General features: G+C 72.6%; 17 protein-coding genes. 8 read left to right on the forward strand and 9 right to left on the reverse strand.

The annotated features are described in order from the left end of the window. The 4 genes from ACXJKF_RS11090 to ACXJKF_RS11105 form a co-directional block, all read right to left on the reverse strand. Positions 1-978: an ABC transporter permease gene (locus ACXJKF_RS11090; protein WP_456787773.1), complete on the reverse strand. Its 978-nt coding sequence runs from the start codon at positions 976-978 to the stop codon at positions 1-3. After that, positions 975-2,036, reverse strand: a complete 1,062-nt coding sequence (locus ACXJKF_RS11095; RefSeq protein ID WP_456787774.1) for an ABC transporter ATP-binding protein — start codon at positions 2,034-2,036, stop codon at positions 975-977. The genes ACXJKF_RS11090 and ACXJKF_RS11095 overlap by 4 nt, the downstream gene beginning before the upstream one ends. A 41-nt stretch (positions 2,037-2,077) precedes the next feature. Continuing rightward, positions 2,078-3,763, reverse strand: coding sequence for an ABC transporter substrate-binding protein (locus ACXJKF_RS11100; protein WP_456787775.1), 1,686 nt, complete (start codon positions 3,761-3,763; stop codon positions 2,078-2,080). A 92-nt stretch (positions 3,764-3,855) separates the two neighbouring features. Beyond that, positions 3,856-6,324: a beta-d-glucosidase gene (locus ACXJKF_RS11105; RefSeq protein WP_456787776.1), complete on the reverse strand. Its 2,469-nt coding sequence runs from the start codon at positions 6,322-6,324 to the stop codon at positions 3,856-3,858. A 156-nt stretch (positions 6,325-6,480) separates the two neighbouring features. On the opposite strand from ACXJKF_RS11105, the gene ACXJKF_RS11110 reads away from it, so the two are divergent. The 4 genes from ACXJKF_RS11110 to ACXJKF_RS11125 all read left to right on the forward strand — a co-directional run bounded on the left by ACXJKF_RS11110 (position 6,481) and on the right by ACXJKF_RS11125 (position 9,987). Continuing rightward, positions 6,481-7,134 (forward strand): TetR/AcrR family transcriptional regulator, encoded by a 654-nt coding sequence (locus ACXJKF_RS11110; RefSeq protein ID WP_456787777.1) that lies wholly within the window; start codon positions 6,481-6,483, stop codon positions 7,132-7,134. A gap of 65 nt (positions 7,135-7,199) precedes the next feature. Then, positions 7,200-7,937, forward strand: a complete 738-nt coding sequence (locus ACXJKF_RS11115; RefSeq protein WP_456787778.1) for a response regulator transcription factor — start codon at positions 7,200-7,202, stop codon at positions 7,935-7,937. Positions 7,938-7,939: 2 nt separating this feature from the next. After that, positions 7,940-9,433, forward strand: a complete 1,494-nt coding sequence (locus ACXJKF_RS11120; protein WP_456787779.1) for a sensor histidine kinase — start codon at positions 7,940-7,942, stop codon at positions 9,431-9,433. A gap of 173 nt (positions 9,434-9,606) precedes the next feature. Further along, entirely contained in the window at positions 9,607-9,987 is a 381-nt protein-coding gene (locus ACXJKF_RS11125; protein WP_456787780.1) for a VOC family protein, read from the forward strand. A 7-nt stretch (positions 9,988-9,994) separates the two neighbouring features. On the opposite strand, the gene ACXJKF_RS11130 is transcribed toward ACXJKF_RS11125, so the two are convergent. Next, positions 9,995-10,411, reverse strand: coding sequence for a DUF1761 domain-containing protein (locus ACXJKF_RS11130; protein WP_456787781.1), 417 nt, complete (start codon positions 10,409-10,411; stop codon positions 9,995-9,997). A gap of 70 nt (positions 10,412-10,481) precedes the next feature. On the opposite strand from ACXJKF_RS11130, the gene ACXJKF_RS11135 reads away from it, so the two are divergent. Then, positions 10,482-11,324 carry a helix-turn-helix domain-containing protein gene (locus ACXJKF_RS11135; protein ID WP_456787782.1) on the forward strand — a complete coding sequence of 281 codons (843 nt, stop codon included), beginning with the start codon at positions 10,482-10,484 and terminating at the stop codon, positions 11,322-11,324. On the opposite strand, the gene ACXJKF_RS11140 is transcribed toward ACXJKF_RS11135, so the two are convergent. The 4 genes from ACXJKF_RS11140 to ACXJKF_RS11155 all read right to left on the reverse strand — a co-directional run bounded on the left by ACXJKF_RS11140 (position 11,303) and on the right by ACXJKF_RS11155 (position 15,362). Further along, positions 11,303-12,121: a hypothetical protein gene (locus tag ACXJKF_RS11140; protein ID WP_456787783.1), complete on the reverse strand. Its 819-nt coding sequence runs from the start codon at positions 12,119-12,121 to the stop codon at positions 11,303-11,305. The genes ACXJKF_RS11135 and ACXJKF_RS11140 overlap by 22 nt on opposite strands. A gap of 66 nt (positions 12,122-12,187) precedes the next feature. Then, positions 12,188-13,792 carry an ABC transporter permease gene (locus ACXJKF_RS11145; protein WP_456787784.1) on the reverse strand — a complete coding sequence of 535 codons (1,605 nt, stop codon included), beginning with the start codon at positions 13,790-13,792 and terminating at the stop codon, positions 12,188-12,190. After that, positions 13,789-14,715 carry an ABC transporter ATP-binding protein gene (locus ACXJKF_RS11150; RefSeq protein WP_456787785.1) on the reverse strand — a complete coding sequence of 309 codons (927 nt, stop codon included), beginning with the start codon at positions 14,713-14,715 and terminating at the stop codon, positions 13,789-13,791. Before ACXJKF_RS11150 ends, ACXJKF_RS11145 begins: the two co-directional genes overlap by 4 nt. Further along, positions 14,712-15,362 (reverse strand): TetR family transcriptional regulator, encoded by a 651-nt coding sequence (locus ACXJKF_RS11155; RefSeq protein WP_456787786.1) that lies wholly within the window; start codon positions 15,360-15,362, stop codon positions 14,712-14,714. Before ACXJKF_RS11155 ends, ACXJKF_RS11150 begins: the two co-directional genes overlap by 4 nt. A 74-nt stretch (positions 15,363-15,436) precedes the next feature. Between ACXJKF_RS11155 and radA the strand changes: the two genes are divergently transcribed. From radA to ACXJKF_RS11170, 3 genes are all read left to right on the forward strand, one after another. Further along, positions 15,437-16,861 carry a DNA repair protein RadA gene (radA, locus tag ACXJKF_RS11160; protein ID WP_456787787.1) on the forward strand — a complete coding sequence of 475 codons (1,425 nt, stop codon included), beginning with the start codon at positions 15,437-15,439 and terminating at the stop codon, positions 16,859-16,861. 351 nt (positions 16,862-17,212) lie between these two features. Then, a complete protein-coding gene (locus ACXJKF_RS11165; RefSeq protein ID WP_456787788.1) occupies positions 17,213-17,437 on the forward strand; it encodes a hypothetical protein in 225 nt (74 codons plus the stop codon). A gap of 74 nt (positions 17,438-17,511) precedes the next feature. Next, positions 17,512-18,573 (forward strand): LacI family DNA-binding transcriptional regulator, encoded by a 1,062-nt coding sequence (locus tag ACXJKF_RS11170; RefSeq protein WP_456787789.1) that lies wholly within the window; start codon positions 17,512-17,514, stop codon positions 18,571-18,573. Positions 18,574-18,636 lie beyond the last annotated feature (63 nt).

The raw sequence follows: 18,636 nt of genomic DNA on the forward strand, positions 1-18,636 counted from the left end.
TCAGCCCTCCTGACGCGTGCGGGGGTCGAGCACGCCGTAGGCGACGTCGGCCGCCATGTTGGCGAGCAGCACGGCGAACGTGATCACGAGGAAGCACCCCTGCATCAGGGGGTAGTCCTTCGCGTTCACCGCGCTGAACAGGTAGTAGCCGATGCCCTGGTAGGAGAAGACGATCTCCATGACGAGGGTGCCGCCGACGATGAAGCCGAGCGACAGCGCGAAGCTGGACACCTGCGGCAGGATCGCGTTCCGGGCGGCGTAGCCCATCATCACGGTGCGCTCCTTGAGGCCCTTGGCCTGCGCGACCGTCACGTAGTCCTCGGAGGACACGGTGACCATCATGTTGCGCATCCCGAGCATCCAGCCGGCGATCGAGGACACGACGATCGTCATGGCCGGCAGGAACCCGTAGTAGATGACGGACCCGATGAACTCCCACGACAGGGTGGGCACCATGCTGCGGTCGTAGCTGCCGCTGGCGGGGAACCAGCCGAGCGTCACCGAGAACAGCGAGATGGCGATCAGGGCGAGCCAGAAGTACGGCACGGCCGAGAAGAAGGTGGACAGCGGCAGCAGCCCGTCCATCCACGTCCCCCGGCGCCAGCCGATCCCGGTGCCGACGAGCGTGCCGATGGTGAAGCTGATGATCGTCGCGACGCCGACCAGGCCGATGGTCCACGGCAGCGCCTGCCGGATCACGTCGGCCACCGGGGCCATGTACGTGAACGAGGTGCCGAGGTCGCCCTGCAGCAGGAGCTTCCAGTACGCCACGTACTGGTCCCACAGCGACATGTTCTCGTCGAGCCCGAACAGCGCCCGCAGCGCCTCGGCGGCGTCGGGGCTGATCCGGCCCTGGTTCTTGGCGATCAGGGCGCTCACGGGGTCGCCCGGCATGATCCGCGGGATGAAGAAGTTGATGGTGATCGCCGCCCACGCGGTGATCGCGTAGAAGACGATGCGTCGGGTGAAGAACCTCATCGGTCGCCCTCCAGCACAGAGACGTCGACGGTGGGCCGCTCGCCGTACGCGTCGAGCACCGAGCCCAGCGACGGGCGGTCCTCACGGTCGGAGTAGCCCCAGCAGGCGGCCTCCCGGCCCTCGCCGACGGAGATCAGCGGTGGCACCTCGGCGCGGCACAGGTCGGTGGCGAACGGGCAGCGCGGGTTGAACCGGCACCCGCTGGGCGGAGCCACCAGGCTCGGCGCCTCGCCGCGGGCGCCGCGGGCGCGGGACTCCAGGTCGTCCGGGTCCGGCGCGGAGCGCACCAGCAGCTGCGTGTACGGGTGCTTCGGGTCCTGCGTCACCGACTCGGAGTCGCCCGTCTCGACGATCCGGCCGGCGTACATGACCATCGTCCGGTCGGCGAAGTAGCGGGCCGACGCGATGTCGTGCGTGATGTAGAGGATCGCGAGTTGCAGGCGGTCCCGCAGGTCGCGCAGCAGGTTGAGGATGCCGAGGCGGATCGACACGTCGAGCATCGAGATCGGCTCGTCGGCCAGCAGCACCTCGGGGTCGGCCGCGAGCGCGCGGGCGATGGCGACACGCTGGCGCTGACCGCCGGACAGCTCGTGCGGGAACTTGTCGATGTACCGGGCGGCCGGGCGCAGCTGGACCCGGTCCAGCAGCTCGTCGAGGGCCGCCTCGAGCTCGACGCCCCGCAGGCGACCGCGGTGGATCTTCAGGCTGCGCGTGAGCGTGTACCGGACGGTGTGCACGGGGTTCAAGGACCCGAAGGGGTCCTGGAAGATCATCTGCACCTTGCGCACGTACCGGTGGAACGCCGTGCGGTTCTTCGCCGTGGCGTCCTCGCCGTGCAGCAGGATCTGCCCGCCCGTCACGGGCATGAGCTGCGCGAGCAGCCGGGCGATCGTGGACTTGCCGGAGCCCGACTCCCCCACCAGCGCGACCACGCGGCCGCGGTACAGCTCGAGGTTGACGTCGTCCACGGCGTGCACGACCTTGCGGGCGCGGGTGCCGCGCACCGGGAAGTGCTTGCGGAGGTCGATCGCCTGCAGGACAGGCTGGTCTTCTGACATCGGGTCACCTTGGGGGTCGGGTGCGGGCCGCACCCCTCATCTCAGTCCTCCGTCGGAACGAGCTTCGACAGGATCAGAGCGGCCTGCGGACCCGTCGGCTGCGGGTTCGCGTACGGGTCGTCATCGGTGGGGAAGCCCGTGTAGTTGACCGTCGAGTACTGCGCGACGGCGGGACGGGACCAGATGACGAGGCCGGGGACGTCCTCGACGAAGGCCTTCTGGACGACGTCCAGGGCGGCGGAGCGGGCGTTGTCGTCCGTCCCTGCCTTGAAGTCGGCCAGCGCGTCGGTGACGGCGTCGTTCTTGTAGCGGCCGAAGTTCCACGTCGCCGACTCACCGAGCGGCACGTAGGACGCGCCGTCCATGATGTTGGAGTACATGTTCCACGGCGTGCTGCCCCCGTCGGTCCAGTGCAGGGTCGCCTGGAAGTTGCCGAACGGGATGATGTCGTTGAACCAGGTGTCCTGGACGACGCCCTCGACGGTGGCCTCGGCACCGAGGGCGGCTGCGCCCTCGCTGATGATGCCGAGCGCGTCCAGGTAGTCGGTCCAGCCCGTCGGGTTCTGGAGCTTGAAGGTGACCTTCTCGCCGTCGGGGTCGACCAGCGCGTCGCCGTCCCAGGTGTAGCCGGCCTCCGTGAGGACCTCCTTGGCACCGTCGACGTCGACCGTGAGCTCCTGGTCGAGGTACGCGTCCGAGATGAACGCGTCGCCCGACGGCTGGGGCAGCCCGGTCACGCTCTTGATCTGCGGCCACACGCCGTAGCCGGCGGTCGCCGAGATGTCCGAGCGGTCCACGACCATGTTCAGCGCCTTGCGGAACGCCACGTCGTCGAACGGCTTGGTCTCGTTGTTCAGGTAGAGGACGTCGACGCCGAACCCGCCGCCCGCGACCTGGTGGAAGTGCTCCGGGTCCTTGGCGATGAACGTGTTCTCGAAGTCCGGGATGAACGTCCAGCCCCACTGCGCCTCACCGGTGGTGAGCGCCGTGGTCAGGCCGGCGTTGTCGTTGAACGTGTCGTACCGGAGGGTGCCGACCTTCGGGGTCTCGCCCCAGTAGTCGGTGTTCGGCTCGAGGGTCACGGCCTGCGGCGTGAAGCTCTTGAGCTTGAACGGGCCGGTGCCGATCATCGCGTCGTCGGTCCACGACACCGGGTCCTCGTTCTCCCACAGGTGCTTGGGCACGATGAGGAGCTTGAGCAGCTTGTCGCGGTTGACGTACTGGCCGGACTCGAAGTTCACCGTGACCTTGTTGCCGTCGACCGTGATGTCGCCGTACTGGTCGGGGAAGTCGGTGTTCAGCTCCTTGTTGTCCTTGCGGAGCTGGATCGAGAACGCGATGTCGTCGGCCGTGAAGTCGGTCCCGTCGGTCCACTTCACACCCTCACGGGCCGTGATGACGGCCTGCGTCGAGTCCGGGTTCCACTCGACCGACTCTGCGAGCCACGGCGTCGGGGGGTCCGTCGGCTTGAGCTCGTTGACCTGCATGAGCGACTCGTAGACCGCGAACGCGTACCCGAGCGAGAGCGACGCAGAGCCTGTCGCGAGCGGGTTCTGGTTCGGCTGCTGCGGGCCGTTGGGCATGCCGATGGTCAGGATCTTGTCCGAGACGCCGTCGGCGCTCCCGGTGCTGTCGTCGCTGGAACCGCCGCCGCCGGAGCAGGCGGTGGCGAGCAACGCGAGGGTGGCCGCCGTAGCGACGACCGTCGAGAGCTTGCGGATTCTCACGAGTGCCTCCTTGCACTGATGCGGAAACTGCTGGTCGAGCCGGTCCGACGAGACTGCGGATCACGCCGGACCGGGACTTGCGGGGGCCGTGCCTATGTCGACGAGGGACTGAGCACGGCCACGTCGACGCTGAGGCGCAGGTCGCTCGACGAGCGGCCGACGCGGATCGGGTAGGTACCGGCCGGGGTGACCCAGCCGGGCAGTGCGCTGTCCCAGGTGCGGAACGCCTTGGCGTCCACCCGGACCTGGACATCTGCGTGCGCGCCGGCGGTGGCGTGCACGACGGCGAACCCGCCGAGCCAGCGCACGGGACGGGACTCGTCCGGAGCGGGCGGCTCGACGTAGACCTGGACGACCTCGCGACCGTCACGGGCACCGGTGTTGCGGACCCGGACGTCCAGGACGACCGAGCCGTCCGCCGCCACCGAGTGGGACACCGTCTGGTACTCCCAGGTGGTCCAGCCGAGCCCGTGCCCGAACGGCGCGGCGGGGGTGCGGTCGAGCCGGAGCCACGAGCGGTACCCCACGTGGACGCCCTCGTGGTACTCGATGACGCCGTCGACGGGGACCGCGTCGGGCACGGGCACGTCGGACTCGTGCGCGGGCAGCGTCCACGGCAGGCGGCCGGTGGGCTCGGTGATCCCGGTCAGCACGTCGGCGAGCGCGTCGGGCCACTCCTGGCCGCCGAGCCACGCCCACAGGACGCACGGCACCTCGTCGAGCCACGGCAGCAGCACGGGGGCGCCGGCGTTGACGACGACGATCGTGCGCGGGTTCGCGGCCAGCGTCGCCTTGACCAGCTGGTCCTGGGAGCCCGGCAGCGCGAGGCTCGTGCGGTCGTACCCCTCGGACTCGATCTCCTCGTTGGTGCCGACGACCACGATCGCCAGGTCGGCCGCGGCGGCCGCCTCGACGGCGACCGCGAGCAGCTCGTCCGGGGAGGTGCCGGGGACGCGGTGCACCAGCTCGGCGCGCGCGAAGCTGGCGTACCCGACGGGGTGGACCGCCTGCACGAGCGCATCGATCTCGACGGTCGTCGGCTCGGTCACGTCGATGACGAGCGTCGCGGGGACGGGCTGGTTGACGCTGGAGTCGAGGATGACCTCGGCGCCGACGACGTGGTCGCTGGTGGAGAGCACCTGCCCGCCGACCGTGATCCGGTGCTTCCCGACGGTGCCGACGCCGACCTCGTGCCGACCGGGCTCGTCGAGCCGCACGGTCGTCCGCAGGCGCAGCGCGACGGCGGGGCCGGGCACCTCGCGCAGCCAGCCGGGCCAGTCGGTGACGTCGGTGGTGACCAGGACGGTCCCGTCGGCGTCGACCAGCTCGCCGAGCGCGCCGGGGTGGCCGTCGGGGGTGGTGCAGCGGCCGGCCAGGTCGAGCGCGGGCGGCAGCAGGCGGGACACGGCACCGGGGTGCACGTCGACCTCGACCTCGCCGAACGCGTCCCGCAGCGCGGCCTCGGGCGTCGTGGCGCGGTCCGGTCGCACGTACGCGGACCCGCCGCCCTGCACGAACGGGTGCACGGCGTTCGGGCCGAGGAGCGCGATCCGGGTGACGTCGTCGGGCGCGACGGGCAGGGCGTGCTCGTCGTCGCGGAGCACCACCATCGAGCGGGAGACCAGCCGACGCAGCACGCCGCGCACGTCGACGTCGGCGACGCGGTCGCGCTGGGTGCCCGCGGGCTCGGCACCGTCGAGGGCGCCGACGCGCTGCGCCAGCCGGAGCAGGCGCAGGACCTTGGCGTCGAGCAGCTCTTCGCTGACCTCACCGGACCGGACGGCGTCGAGCAGCCCGTCGCCCCAGGGCCCGTCGGGTCCGGGCATCTGCAGGTCGAGGCCGCCCTCGGCGGAGGCGACGACGGAGGTGGTGGCCACCCAGTCGCTCATCACGACGCCGTCGAAGCCCCACTCGTCCTTGAGCACGCCGGTGAGCAGCGGGCGGTGCTCGGCGGCGGTCGCGGCGGTGGTGCCGTCGTCGATCCCGGAGTACGCGCTCATGACCGACCACGCCTGCGCCTCGTGCACCAGCTGCTCGAACGGCGCCAGGTACACCTCGCGCAGGGTCCGCTCGTCGACGCGCGCGAGGTAGGTGGTGCGCTGCGTCTCGGAGTCGTTGGCGACGAAGTGCTTGACGCACATGCCGACGCCGCGGTCCTGCGCGGAGCGGACCACGTGCACGGCGATCGCGCCGGTGAGCAGCGGGTCCTCGGAGTAGCACTCGAAGTGCCGGCCGCCGACGGGCGTGCGCTGCAGGTTGACCTGCGGGGCGAGCACGACGTCGACGCCGTGCCGGCGGGCCTCGGCGGCGAACACGTGCCCCACCTCGTCGGCGAGGTCGACGTCCCACGTCGCGGCGAGCGCGCTGGGGGCGGGGAACGAGGCGGAGGTCTCGTCCGTGGAGTCGGAGACGCCGCGGACGCCGGCGGGGCCGTCGGAGACGTGCATGGCGCGCAGACCGATGTGCGGGATCGCGGCGGTGGACCACAGGCCGGCGCCGACGACCAGGCGCACCTTGTCCTCGAGGCTGAGGGCAGCCGCGAGGGCAGTGAGGTCTGTCATCTGGATGAGGGGCACCGCGCGATCTCCGATCAGACGTCGTCGTCTTCTGCGGCGAATCTACGCACAACTTACTGACGTGTCAGTAAGTTGTAGATCACGGTTTGGTCTCGCTTACTGACTTGTCAGTAACTTCGACGATCGCAGTAAGGTTCGCTCATGGACGACGCCGTTCCCCCCGCCGCAGCGCCGAAGCGCCGCGCCCGGCAGCCCCGCCAGGCCACCACCGAACGGCGCGCGGAGATCCTGCGGGCCGCCGCGCACACCTTCGGGTCCAAGGGGTACAAGAACGGCTCGCTCGCCGAGGTCGCCGAGCAGGTCGGCATCACGCACGCGGGCGTCCTGCACCACTTCGGCTCCAAGGAGGCGCTGCTGGTCGAGGTGCTCGAGTTCCGCGACAAGGAGGACGTCCGGGACCTCGAGGGTCAGCACATCCCCGACGGCATCGAGCTGTTCCAGCACCTCGTGCGCACCGCCCGGATGAACGTCGAACGGCGCGGCATCGTCCAGGGGTACACCGTGCTCACCGGCGAGTCCGTCACCGAGGACCACCCGGCCCGCGGCTGGGTCACCAACCGGTTCAGCATCCTGCGCGGCGAGATCACGGCGGCGATCCTCGAGGTCGGCGGCGGCGACGTGCCCGACGACGTGGCCGCCTGCGCCGCGAGCGCGATCATCGGCGTCATGGACGGCCTGCAGGTGCAGTGGCTGCTCGACGACGGCGTCGACCTGCCGGCCGCCACGAAGTTCGCCATCGAGGCGATCCTGACCGCCGCGCTCCTGGGCACCGGACGACCGCACCCCCTGGTCTGACCGCACTCAGCAGATTCACAGGCTCGCTCCAGGCTGACGTCAGGTAGCGGATCGACCCTGGGCGCATGACAACGACCACCACCCGTCGCCCGGAGGTTCTGGCCCGCGCCGACGGTTCCCCCGTCCGCGCTCTCGTGGTCGACGACGAGCCGACCCTCGCCGAGCTCCTGTCCACCGCCCTGCGCTACGAGGGCTGGCAGGTGGACCACGCGCTCACCGGCCACGCCGCCGTCCGAGCCGCCAAGGCGCTGGACCCCGACGTCATCGTGCTCGACGTCATGCTCCCCGACCTGTCCGGCATCGACGTGCTCCGCCGCGTCCGCACCACCCACCCGAACGTCCCCGTCCTGTTCCTCACCGCCAAGGACGCGGTCGAGGACCGGATCGCGGGCCTGACGGCCGGTGGCGACGACTACGTCACCAAGCCGTTCAGCCTCGAGGAGGTCGTCGCGCGCCTGCGCGCCCTCCTGCGCCGCACCGGTGCGGTCTCGTCCCGCGAGGAGGCCACGCTCGTCGTCGGCGACCTCACCATGGACGAGGACAGCCACGAGGTCACCCGCGGCGGCGAGGACATCCGCCTCACCGCCACCGAGTTCGAGCTGCTCCGGTACTTCATGCGCAACCCGAAGCGGGTGCTGTCCAAGGCCCAGATCCTGGACCGCGTCTGGCAGTACGACTTCGGCGGCCAGGCCAACATCGTCGAGCTCTACGTGTCCTACCTGCGGCGCAAGATCGACAAGGGCCGCACCCCGATGCTGCACACCCTGCGCGGCGTCGGGTACGTGCTCAAGCCGTCCGTCTGATCGTGGGTCGCTGGACCCTGCGCCGCCGCCTCGTCCTGGTCGTCGTCGCGCTCGTCGCGGTCGTGGCCGCCGCCATGGGGACGCTGTCCACCCTCGCGCTGCAGAGCTCGCTGACCACGCAGCTCGACGAGAAGGTCACGGCCGCGCACCGACGCACCGTCGAGGGCCCCGTGCGCCAGGTCGGCGGCGCCTTCGCCGGGCAGGCGGAGGACGAGGTTCCCGCGCCGCCGACCGGCACCTTCCGGCCCGGGCAGGACGCCGGCACCGTCAGCGTCCAGCTTCCCGACGGCGCCGACCCCGCGGACCTCACCGCGCTGCAGGCGGGCTACGTCGACGACGACGGCAACCTGGTCGCCCTCGACGAGACGCAGACCGCGCAGCTGCTCGCCGTGCCGACGGACGGGCAGCCCGTCTCGATCGTGCTGTCCGACCTGGGCGGCTACCGGGCGGTCGCCAGCGTCTCCCCCGACGGCACCACCGACGTGACCGCCCTGCCCAGGGCGTCCCTGACCAGCACCGTCACCGCGTTCGTCGCCGTCGAGGTGGTCGTCGCCGCGCTCGCCCTGCTGGTCGCCGCGGCCGCCGGCATGGTGCTCGTGCGCCGCGAGCTGCGCCCCCTCGACCGCGTCGTCGGCACCGCCAACCGGGTCGCCCGGCTCCCCCTCGACCGCGGCGAGGTGGTCCTCGCCGACCGCGTGCCCGCCCGGGACACCGACCCCGCCACCGAGGTCGGGCAGGTGGGTGCCGCGCTGAACAAGCTGCTCGGGCACGTCGAGCAGGCGCTGGGTGCGCGGCACGAGTCCGAGTCGCAGGTGCGCCAGTTCGTCGCCGACGCCAGCCACGAGCTGCGCACCCCGCTGGCCTCCATCCGCGGGTACGCCGAGCTGGTCCGCCGCTCCCCCGACGAGGTGCCCGTCAGCGCGCTGCAGGCCATGTCCCGCGTGGAGTCCGAGTCCGAGCGGATGACCGCCCTGCTCGAGGACATGCTGCTGCTCGCCCGCCTGGACGCCGGCCGACCGCTGGCGTCCGAGCCCGTCGACCTCACCGTGCTCGCCATCGACGCCGTCACCGACGCGCACGCCGCCGGCCCCGACCACGACTGGCGCCTCGACCTGCCGTCGGAGGACCACCTCGAGGACGCCCTCGTGCTCGGCGACGACCACCGCCTGCGCCAGGTGCTGGCCAACCTGCTGTCCAACGCCCGGCTGCACACCCCCGCCGGCACCGCCGTGACGGTCCGCGTCCGTCGCACCGGCGACCGGGTCGTCCTGCAGGTGGCCGACGACGGTCCCGGCATCCCGCCCGCCCTGCGCGAGAGCCTGTTCCAGCGGTTCACCCGCGGCGACGCCTCCCGCAACAGCGCCACCGGGTCCACCGGCCTGGGCCTCGCGATCGTGCACGCCGTCGTCACGGCCCACGGCGGCACCATCACGGTGTCGAGCGGCCCGGGCACCACGTTCACGGTCACCCTCCCCGCCGCACCGCTCACCCCGTAACGTCCGAGCATCCGGTCGCTGGGGCGCTCACTTCCTCGGACGTCCCGTGCCGACGGTGCGCAACGTCCGAGGATCTGGTCGCCCCCGCGCTCGCTTCCTCGGACGTCCGGTGGCAGCGGGGCGGTGGGCAGGGGAACCTGGACGGGTTGCGACGATGTCTCCGGGGAGTGGTCATGGCGGATCTCAGCAAGGCGTTCAGCGGGTTCTCGACCGACGACGTGCCGGCCACGCGGGCGTTCTACGCCGACGTGCTCGGGCTCGACGTCTCCGAGGAGAACGGGATGCTCTTCCTGCGCTTCGAGAGCGGCCATGAGGTCCTGGTCTATCCGAAGGGCCCCGCGCACGAGCCCGCCGGCTACACGGTGCTGAACTTCCCGGTCGAGGACGTGCCCGGCACGGTCGCGGAGCTCCGCGAGCGCGGGGTGGCGTTCGAGAAGTACGCGGGCACGCCCACCGAGACCGACGACGACTTCGTGTTCCGCGGCGGTGGCCCGCTGATCGCCTGGTTCACGGACCCGGGCGGCAACGTCCTGTCGATCATCGAGGCCAGCTGACCCGCTGCTAGCCGGTCACCGTGACGATCAGCGTCACCGCCACGATGCCGACGACGTGATAGCCGCCCGTGATGAGCCCCAGGCGGAACGGGTGCGGGGTGTGCGGGGTCAGGGCGTTGTTCACGGACACGGCCAGGGCCACGCCGAGGCCGACGACGAGCCCGAGGACGAGCGCGTCCCTCGACCTCTCGATCCCGGCAGCGTCGACGAGGACCGCCATCGCGACCGTGACCAGCAGGCTGCTGACCAGCGGAACCACGTAGTACGCGGCGGAGAAGCGCTCACCGCGCACCCTCGTGTGCCCGATGGCGGCGTCCCAGGCCGCGCCGAACAGCGGCGTGAACCACAGGGCGCCGAGCAGGTAGTAGGCGAGGGTCGCGACGGCGATCGCGAGCCAGCTGAGGTCGGTCACGGTGGTGGTCACGGGTGCCATCGTCGGCACCGGCCGGCGGTGGGGTCTTGGAGAAACGCGACACCCACCGCGATCGTGGGGCATGCGCATCCGAGCCGACGAGACCTCGGGCGTGCTCCACCCGGAGAACCTGACCCGCTACGCCGCGCGGTGGATCGCCCCCGACCCGGCCGTCCACGACGTCGTCGACACGTACTGGCACGTGCGCTGGCACCTGGACCAGGACGAGGTCGTCGACCAGACGATCGTCGACCTGCCGGCGGTCACGCTCACGGTCGAGACCGGTGACGTCCCCGCCCACCTCGTCGTCACCGGCCTGCACCGCCGGGCGTGGCGGCGGCGCATCGCCGGGTCCGGTGACGTCTTCGCCGTCCGGCTGCGGCCCGCGGGGCTCGCGGTGCTCGGCTCGCTGCGACCGCGCGACCTCGCCGACACGACGACCCCGCTGACCGCAGGCGTCGACGACGGGCTGCGCACCCTCCTGGCCGGCATCGCGGTCGCGCGGACGCCGGAGGACCGTGCGCGCGTGGCCGACCGGCTCATCGCCGAACGCCTCCGCGCGCACCCGCCGCCACCGTCACACCTGCTGGCCAACCGGGTCCTCGACGAGCTGCGCGCACGCGCGCACCGCCGGACTGGCACACCCCTCGCGGAGCACCTCGCGGTCAGCGAGCGCACGATCCAGCGCGCGCTGTCCGCGACCATCGGCATCGGCCCCAAGCAAGCGGCCCGACGGATCCGGCTGCAGGAGGCCGCGCGAGCGGTCGCGGTGCACGGCGACGAGGACCTGGCGGCGATCGCCGTGCAGCTCGGCTACGCCGACCAGGCGCACCTCACGAGCGACTTCCGTGCGTCGACGGGGACCACGCCGGGCGCCTACCGACGGCAGCTGGCCGCCCTGCGTCAGAGCGGGAACGCGTTGTAGACGTTGACGATGTCCTCGACCGGGGCGGTCACCTGGAAGACCGTGGTGCCGTTGGTCCACACCGCGACACCCGTCCCGTCGCCGGCGTCGGCGATGGAGTAGGTGCCCGCGACGGCGCCGGCCGCCGTGACCTCGCCGGTCTGCGGCAGCGCCGGGCCGCTCGGCGACGCCGACGGGGAGGGCGCGACCGGCAGGGCGGCGAACAGGGTCGCGGCGAACGCGTTGGCCTCCTCGTTCGTCTCCCACTGGCCGGAGCGGACGGTCACGGTGCCGGAGCCGCCGTCGGTATAGGTCTCGGTGTACGCCTCGACCGCGCCCGCGGCCTGCCACTCGGCGTCCGGGGCCGACGTCGCGAGTGCGTACTGGAGCACGCTCGTCGGCAGCGCGACGGCGAAGGCGCTGGTCGCGGTGCGGGCGACCGGCTCGACGGTCGGGGTGGGCGAGGGCAGCAGGATCGTCGTCGCGACGGCCGGTGACCCGTCGGCCGTCTCGTCGCCGGAGCTGACGACGATGCCGATGACGATCGCGGCGACCACGAGCACGACGACCCCGATGATCCCGGGGATCAGCCACCTGGGCCGGCCGGACGCCGCCGAAGGGTCCGCCGGTGCCTGGTTCGGCTCAGCCGGGGCAGGGTCCTGCGGAGCCGCGTGCGCGGCGAACGCCGCCGGGATGCCGGGCGTGGCGGCCGGGATCGACGCTGTCGGAGGCTTCGGCTGCATCGCCTGCCAGTTCGAGATCGGTGGCGTCGACGGGCCGGCCGGCCGCTCAGGGCCAGGACGGTCGGTGTCGCTCATCGGGGCTCCCCCTTGCATCACGTCGCCCGAACCCTCGCCGGACGCCCCGCAGCCTACCGAGCGAAGTCAGCCGGTCACGTCACGCCGCCGGAACGCGGCGAGCCCCGCGGCGTTGAGCGCGACGGCGACGGCGGCGAGCACGAGCACGGGCGGCCAGTCCATCGCCTCGGCGGGCAGCTGCGGTGTGTACGTGAACGGCGACAGGACGTCGGAGCCGTCCGGCAGGAGCGCCGCGAACAGCCCGACGACGCCGACGTACGTGACGTAGGCCCAGACCAGCCCGAACGCGCGGGGCGCGACGCCCATCACGACGACCGCGACTCCGAGCATGATCCCGACCGCGGGGAGGGTCACCGCGGTCGCGCCGACCAGCTGCGCGACGGAGCGCTCGCCCAGGGACGCGGTCGCGGTCAGCCCCATCAGCAGTCCCGTGACCAGCATGATCACCACCGCAGCGACCGCTGCGACGCCCACCTGCGAGCCCAGCCAGCGCACCCGCGACACGGGTCCGGCCAGCACGAGGGCACCTCGCGTGGCGTTCTCCTCCGTGCGTGCCGCGTTCACGGCGGTCGCCGCGTACGCACCCGCCATGACCGCGAGGAACACGGTGTAGAGCGCGAAGGCCGACGCCGCGGCGCCGTTGGGGCCGGTCGGGAACATCTGCGCGAGCTGGGGCTCGTCGGCCACGAAGTCGACGATCTCACCCGCCAGGAGCCCGATGAACACCCCCATCACGACGATCCCGACGCCCCACGAGAGGATCGCGCCGGACTGCCGCCGCAGCGTCAGCGCGGCCATCCCCGACAGGCGTGCCGACGCCCCCGGCCGGCCGAGCCGCTCGGCGAGCAGCCCGGTGCCCAGGTCGCGCCGGCCGACGAGCCAGAACGCCACGGCCACGAGGACCGCCGCGACGACGACGCCGATCGCGAGCGGCCAGAACCGCTCGTCGACGTACGCGCGCGTCGCCTGCGCCCACCCGAACGGGGACAGCCACGTGAGCACGCTCGTGCTCTCCGGGCCGCGCACGTCGCCGACCGCCCGGAGCAGGAACGCGACCCCGAGCGCGGCCATGCCGAGCGAGCTGGCCGCCCGCGCGTGCGCGGTGAGCTGCGAGGCGACCGCGGAGATGCCGGCGAACACGAGCCCGACCATGACGATGCCACCGGTGAGCGCGAGCGAGCCGACCGGGTCGAGCCCCGTGGTCAGGAGCGCGAGGAACGTCAGTCCGCCGACGACCACCGTCGCGACGACGGCCGCGACCAGCCCGGCGACCACGGGCGCGTCGCGACCCACGGGTGCGGACCGCACGAGCTCGAGCCGCCCGTCCTCCTCGGCGGCCCGCAGGTGCCGCGTCACGGTCAGCAGAGCCATGATCGCGACCGGGATCATGAGCCAGAGGCCCAGCTCGTTGGCCGTCATCGCGCCGACCGTGTAGTCGTCGAGCCCGTACCCGGGACCGGCCAGCGCGGTCGCCGCGGGCGACGAGATCAGCTGCGCGCGCCCGGCCAGCGCCTCGGGCGTGGAGTAGACCTGCGACAGCCCGCTGACCGACACCTGCGTGAGCCCGGCGATCGCGACGGCCCAGATCGTCGTGCGCCAGCGGTCGAGCCGCAGTGCGACCCGGACCAGCCCGCGGGTGCCCGCGAGTTCGGTGTCGGTGGCGGTACTCATCGCGACTCCTCGTGGACACCCAGGGTGGCCAGCTCCTCGCTGTACTCGCGCAGGAACAGGTCCTCCAGGGTCGGCGGATGGGCGGTCAGCGAACGGACACCGAACCCGGTCAGCCGCGCCAGCACGTCGTTGAGCGAGGCCGTGTCGACGTCGACGGTCAGGTGGCCGTCGTCGCGCTGCACGTGGTGCACGCCGTCGAGCGCGGTCAGGGCGCGCTCGGCCTCGTCGGCGTCGCGGAGCCCGGCCGTGACCGTGGTGCGCGTGAGGCTGCGCAGCTCCTCCAGCGACCCGCTCTGCACCGCGCGACCCTGCCGGATGATCGTCACGCGCCGGCACAGCGCCTCGACCTCGGCCAGGATGTGGCTGGACAGCAGCACGGTCCGGCCGTCGGCGGCGGCCTCCTGCACGACCTGCTGGAACACCGCCTCCATGAGGGGGTCCAGGCCGCTGGTCGGCTCGTCCATGAGCAGCAGCTCGACGTCCGCCGCGAGCGCCGCGACGAGCGCGACCTTCTGCCGGTTGCCCTTCGAGTAGGCGCGGCCCTTGATGCGCGGGTCGAGCTCGAACCGCTCGATGAGGGCGTCGCGACGTGCCGGGTCCAGCCCGCCTCGCAGGCGCCCGAGCACGTCGATCGACTCGCCGCCGGACAGGTTGGGCCACAGGTTGACCTCGCCCGGCACGTAGGCCAGCCGGCGGTGCAGGGCGACGGCGTCGCGCCACGGGTCGCCGCCGAGCAGCTGCACGTCACCGGAGTCGGCGCGCAGGAGCCCGAGCAGCACGCGGATGGTGGTCGACTTGCCCGCGCCGTTGGGGCCGAGGAAGCCGTGCACCTCCCCCGTGCGGACGGTGAGGTCGAACCCGTCGAGCGCGCGCTTGGCGCCGAACGACTTGACGAGTCCGCTGACCGCGATGGCGTCGGTCATGACTTCTCCTTGTCCTGCTGAAAGTGCTGGTAGGCGTCGAGGTATCTGCTGTCGGTGAAGAGGCCGTGCGTGTAGAGCTCGAGGCCGGCGAGCATGGTGCGGCTGGTGAGCTCGTCGATGGCCGCGCCCGGGTCGTCCGTCGGCGCGACGCCCCGGCCCGCCGCCGCGTCCAGCTGGGCCATCACGATGAGACCCACCTGCGCGGCGACGACCTGACGCGCCCGCCCGCGGGGGTCGGACGAGCCGCGGACCGTGCCCGCCGCCTCGCCGGCCTCCAGGTAATCCGCCGCGTCGTCCATCAACCCGTCGACGAAGTGCGCCGCGACCGCCCCGCCGTCCATGAGGCTGCGGACGATGTAGGCGAACAGGGGTGCGTACTCCTGCACGCGCGCCAGCATCCCGATCGTCTCGGCCGGCGACTTCTCCGCGATCGCCGACGACTTCTCCTCGCGGATGACCCGCAGGACGTGCTCGTCGCACTCGGCGCGCAGGGCGTCCTTGGAGCCGAAGTGGTGGATCACGAGTGCGGCGCTCACGCCGGCGTCCTCGGCGATCGCCCGCACGGGCGCGCGGAACCCGTCGCGGCCGAAGCGTGCGACGGCGGCGTCCCGGATGCGGGCGCGGGCGGTGAGATCCTCTGAACGCACGTTCACTACACTAAACACTCGTTCAGCCGTGGCGCAAGAGGGTCGTGTCGGAGCCTGCGGCTACCGTGCGGCGCGTGACCACGACCTCCTCCAAGCGGCCCGACCGCAGCGCTCGCCCGGCCTTCCGCTGCACGGAGTGCGGCTGGACCGCGAGCAAGTGGGTGGGCCGGTGCGGCGAGTGCCAGCAGTGGGGGTCGGTCGTCGAGGACACCGGCCCCGGCGGCGGCGCACCGCGCACGGTCGCCACCTCCCCGACACGCTCCCCGGCCCGCCCGATCGACCAGATCGACATCGAGACGGCGCGCGCCCGTCCCACCGGGGTCGACGAGCTGGACCGGGTGCTCGGCGGCGGGCTCGTGCCCGGCGCGGTGGTGCTGCTGGCCGGCGAGCCGGGGGTCGGCAAGTCGACCCTGCTGCTCGACGTCGCCGCGCGCGGCGCCCGGACCGGGCGCAAGGTCCTCTACGTGACCGGCGAGGAGTCCGCCGCCCAGGTGCGCCTGCGGGCCGGCCGCATCCACGCGCTCGACCCGCGCCTGCTGCTCACCGCCGAGACCGACCTGGGCACGGTGCTCGGGCACATCGAGCTCGTCGACCCCGACCTGCTGGTGCTCGACTCGATCCAGACCATCGCGTCCGCGCAGGTCGAGGGGACCGCCGGCGGCGTGTCCCAGGTCCGGGAGGTGGCCAGCGCGGTGATCCAGGCCGCCAAGTCCCGGGACCTGCCCGTCGTGCTCATCGGGCACGTCACCAAGGACGGCTCGGTGGCCGGCCCCCGGACGCTCGAGCACCTGGTGGACGTCGTCTGCCAGTTCGAGGGCGAGCGGCACTCGCGCCTGCGCATGCTGCGCGCCACCAAGAACCGCTACGGCCCCACCGACGAGGTCGGCTGCTTCGACCTGTCCGAGACCGGGATCGTCGGGCTGGCCGACCCCAGCGGCCTTTTCATCTCCCAGGCCCTGCACGCGGTACCGGGCACCTGCCTGACCGTGACGCTGGAGGGCCGGCGACCGCTCGTCGTCGAGGTGCAGTCGCTCGTCGCGCCCAGTGCCGTGCCCAACCCGCGACGGACCACGAGCGGTGTCGACAGCAGCCGGCTCGCGATGGTGCTCGCCGTGCTGCAGCGCCGGCTCGGGGCGCGGCTGGCGGACCAGGACGTCTACGTGTCGACCATCGGCGGTGCCCGCGTCATGGAGCCCGGCGCGGACCTGGCGCTCGCGCTCGCCGCGGTGAGCTCCCGCGAGAACGTGCCGCTGCCCCGCGGGCTGGTCGCGATCGGCGAGGTCGGGCTGGCCGGGGAGATCCGGACCGTGTCCGGTGTCGGCCGCCGGCTGGCCGAGGCGGCGCGGCTCGGGTTCACGCGCGCGATCGTCCCCGCGGGCGCGCTCGACGGCGCGACCCCGCCCGCGGGCCTGACCGTCCTGACGGCGGCGGACCTCGGCGAAGCCGTCACCGCGGCCGGCCTCGTGCCGGACCTGGCGTCGGCGGCGGCGGGTCGCTGACCCACGCCACCCCCGTCCGCGGCCCTGACAGCCGCGAACCTCGGCGCCGTGATCCCGGCCGGCCTGGTGGTGCACCGTCGGCCGCGGGTCGCGGACCCACGCGCCCGCGGTCCATAGCGATACAGACCGCGGTCGGCGCTGGTCTCGTCCGCAGCCGCCCGCCGAACCCGACATGGCTACCGCCATCACCCTCGTTCACGACACCCATGTCGGGTTCGACCGCGTCCGCCCCAGTGCGACGGCATCGCGAGCTGAAGTCCGGGGCGGCCCGCATTTCCTCTTGACCGGTACAGAGAACGGGGGTTACTTTAGCGGTACAGAAGAACGAGCCGACAGGAGAAGCTGATGTCGATGGACACCCCCCAGTTCGGGCTGCTCTTCGGAGTGACCGCCGCGCGGCACGAGGCCGAAAGCGCTCGGCCCTGGGCGCCGGTCGAGCCCGAGGCCACGCAGCCGCAGCGTGTGCGTCGGTCGCGCGCACCCCGGACCCGACGCACGCTCGCCGGAGCACTGCACTCCTTGGCCGACGCGGTCGCCCCGACGAGCACCTGCGAGGTCGGTCACCCGGCCCGATGACGACGTTCACCCCTCCGAGAGGGGCCTCGGCCACCTACCCTGTCCCGCATGGTGCGGAACAGGGTGGTGTCGTCGTGTCCCGGGTGACGCTGCAGACGATCGCGGACCGCGTCGGCGTGAGCAGGATGACCGTGTCCAACGCGTTCTCCCGCCCCGACCAGCTCTCCGCGGAGATGCGCCGCACGATCCTCGCGGCGGCGGACGACCTCGGCTACGTCGGACCCGACCCGTCGGCCCGGGCGCTGGCCCGCGGGACCACCGGTGCGGTCGGCGTGCTGCTCACCGAGTCGATCGGGACCGCGTTCCTCGACCCCATCGCCGCGGCGTTCTTCGGGGCCGCCGCCGAGGGGCTCGCGCCCACGGGCATGGCGGTGGTGCTGCTGCCGTCCACCAGCTCCGAGGACACCATCCCCGCGCGCGACATCCCGATGGACGGCGCCCTCGTGTACGGCTGCGCGGGCGACTACCCGGCGGTCGACTGGCTGGTGAAGCGTCGGCTGCCGCTGGTCTTCATCGACAGCGCACCCCTCGCCGGGGCGTCCAGCGTGCTCCTCGACGAGCAGCACGGAGCCCGGCTCGGCGCCCGGCACCTCCTGGACCTCGGGCATCGCCGGATCGGCATCCTCACCATGAACCCGCGGGTGCGTGCGGCGTTCGCGCCCGACGCCGCCGCGGCCGGGTCCGGGTACGTCGCCCGCGAGCGCCAGGCGGGGTGGATCGACGCTCTGGCCGATGCCGGGGTGACCCCCGTCGTCATGGAGGTCCGCGACAACAGCGAGCCGTACGTGTCGGAGGGTGCGCGCCTGCTGCTCGCGGGCGACGACCGCCCGACCGCGATCCTGTGCTTCTCCGACCTCATGGCGGCGGCGATCGTGAAGGCCGCCGAGGAGCTGGGCCTGCGGATGCCGGAGGACCTGTCGGTCGTCGGCTTCGACGACTCCCCCCTGGCCCAGCGGGTGCGACCGACGCTCACCACGGTCCAGCAGGACTTCGTCGCCAAGGGCAAGGCGGCGGCCGCGGCGCTGACGGCGTCGATCAGCCGCTCCCGCGCGGGCCTGGCCCCGGCGCCGGAACAGCACCGCATCCTGGTCGACCTGGTGGTCCGGGACAGCACGGCTCCTCCAGCGAGTCCGTGACGCGCACGTGAACCGTGTCGAACGGGCGAACACGTCATGGCGAACGGGTCCGGCATGCGGGTC

It is taken from the genome of Cellulomonas sp. P5_C5, assembly GCF_054049655.1.

Coding starts and splice junctions, on each gene's coding strand:
- ACXJKF_RS11140 (WP_456787783.1), bottom strand. CDS start 12,121: ATGAGCGACACCGACCGTCCTGGCCCTGAGCGGCCGGCCGGCCCGTCG.
- ACXJKF_RS11135 (WP_456787782.1), top strand. CDS start 10,482: ATGCGCATCCGAGCCGACGAGACCTCGGGCGTGCTCCACCCGGAGAAC.
- ACXJKF_RS11115 (WP_456787778.1), top strand. CDS start 7,200: ATGACAACGACCACCACCCGTCGCCCGGAGGTTCTGGCCCGCGCCGAC.
- ACXJKF_RS11090 (WP_456787773.1), bottom strand. CDS start 978: ATGAGGTTCTTCACCCGACGCATCGTCTTCTACGCGATCACCGCGTGG.
- ACXJKF_RS11145 (WP_456787784.1), bottom strand. CDS start 13,792: ATGAGTACCGCCACCGACACCGAACTCGCGGGCACCCGCGGGCTGGTC.
- ACXJKF_RS11105 (WP_456787776.1), bottom strand. CDS start 6,324: ATGACAGACCTCACTGCCCTCGCGGCTGCCCTCAGCCTCGAGGACAAG.
- ACXJKF_RS11110 (WP_456787777.1), top strand. CDS start 6,481: ATGGACGACGCCGTTCCCCCCGCCGCAGCGCCGAAGCGCCGCGCCCGG.
- ACXJKF_RS11095 (WP_456787774.1), bottom strand. CDS start 2,036: ATGTCAGAAGACCAGCCTGTCCTGCAGGCGATCGACCTCCGCAAGCAC.
- ACXJKF_RS11150 (WP_456787785.1), bottom strand. CDS start 14,715: ATGACCGACGCCATCGCGGTCAGCGGACTCGTCAAGTCGTTCGGCGCC.
- ACXJKF_RS11125 (WP_456787780.1), top strand. CDS start 9,607: ATGGCGGATCTCAGCAAGGCGTTCAGCGGGTTCTCGACCGACGACGTG.
- ACXJKF_RS11165 (WP_456787788.1), top strand. CDS start 17,213: ATGGACACCCCCCAGTTCGGGCTGCTCTTCGGAGTGACCGCCGCGCGG.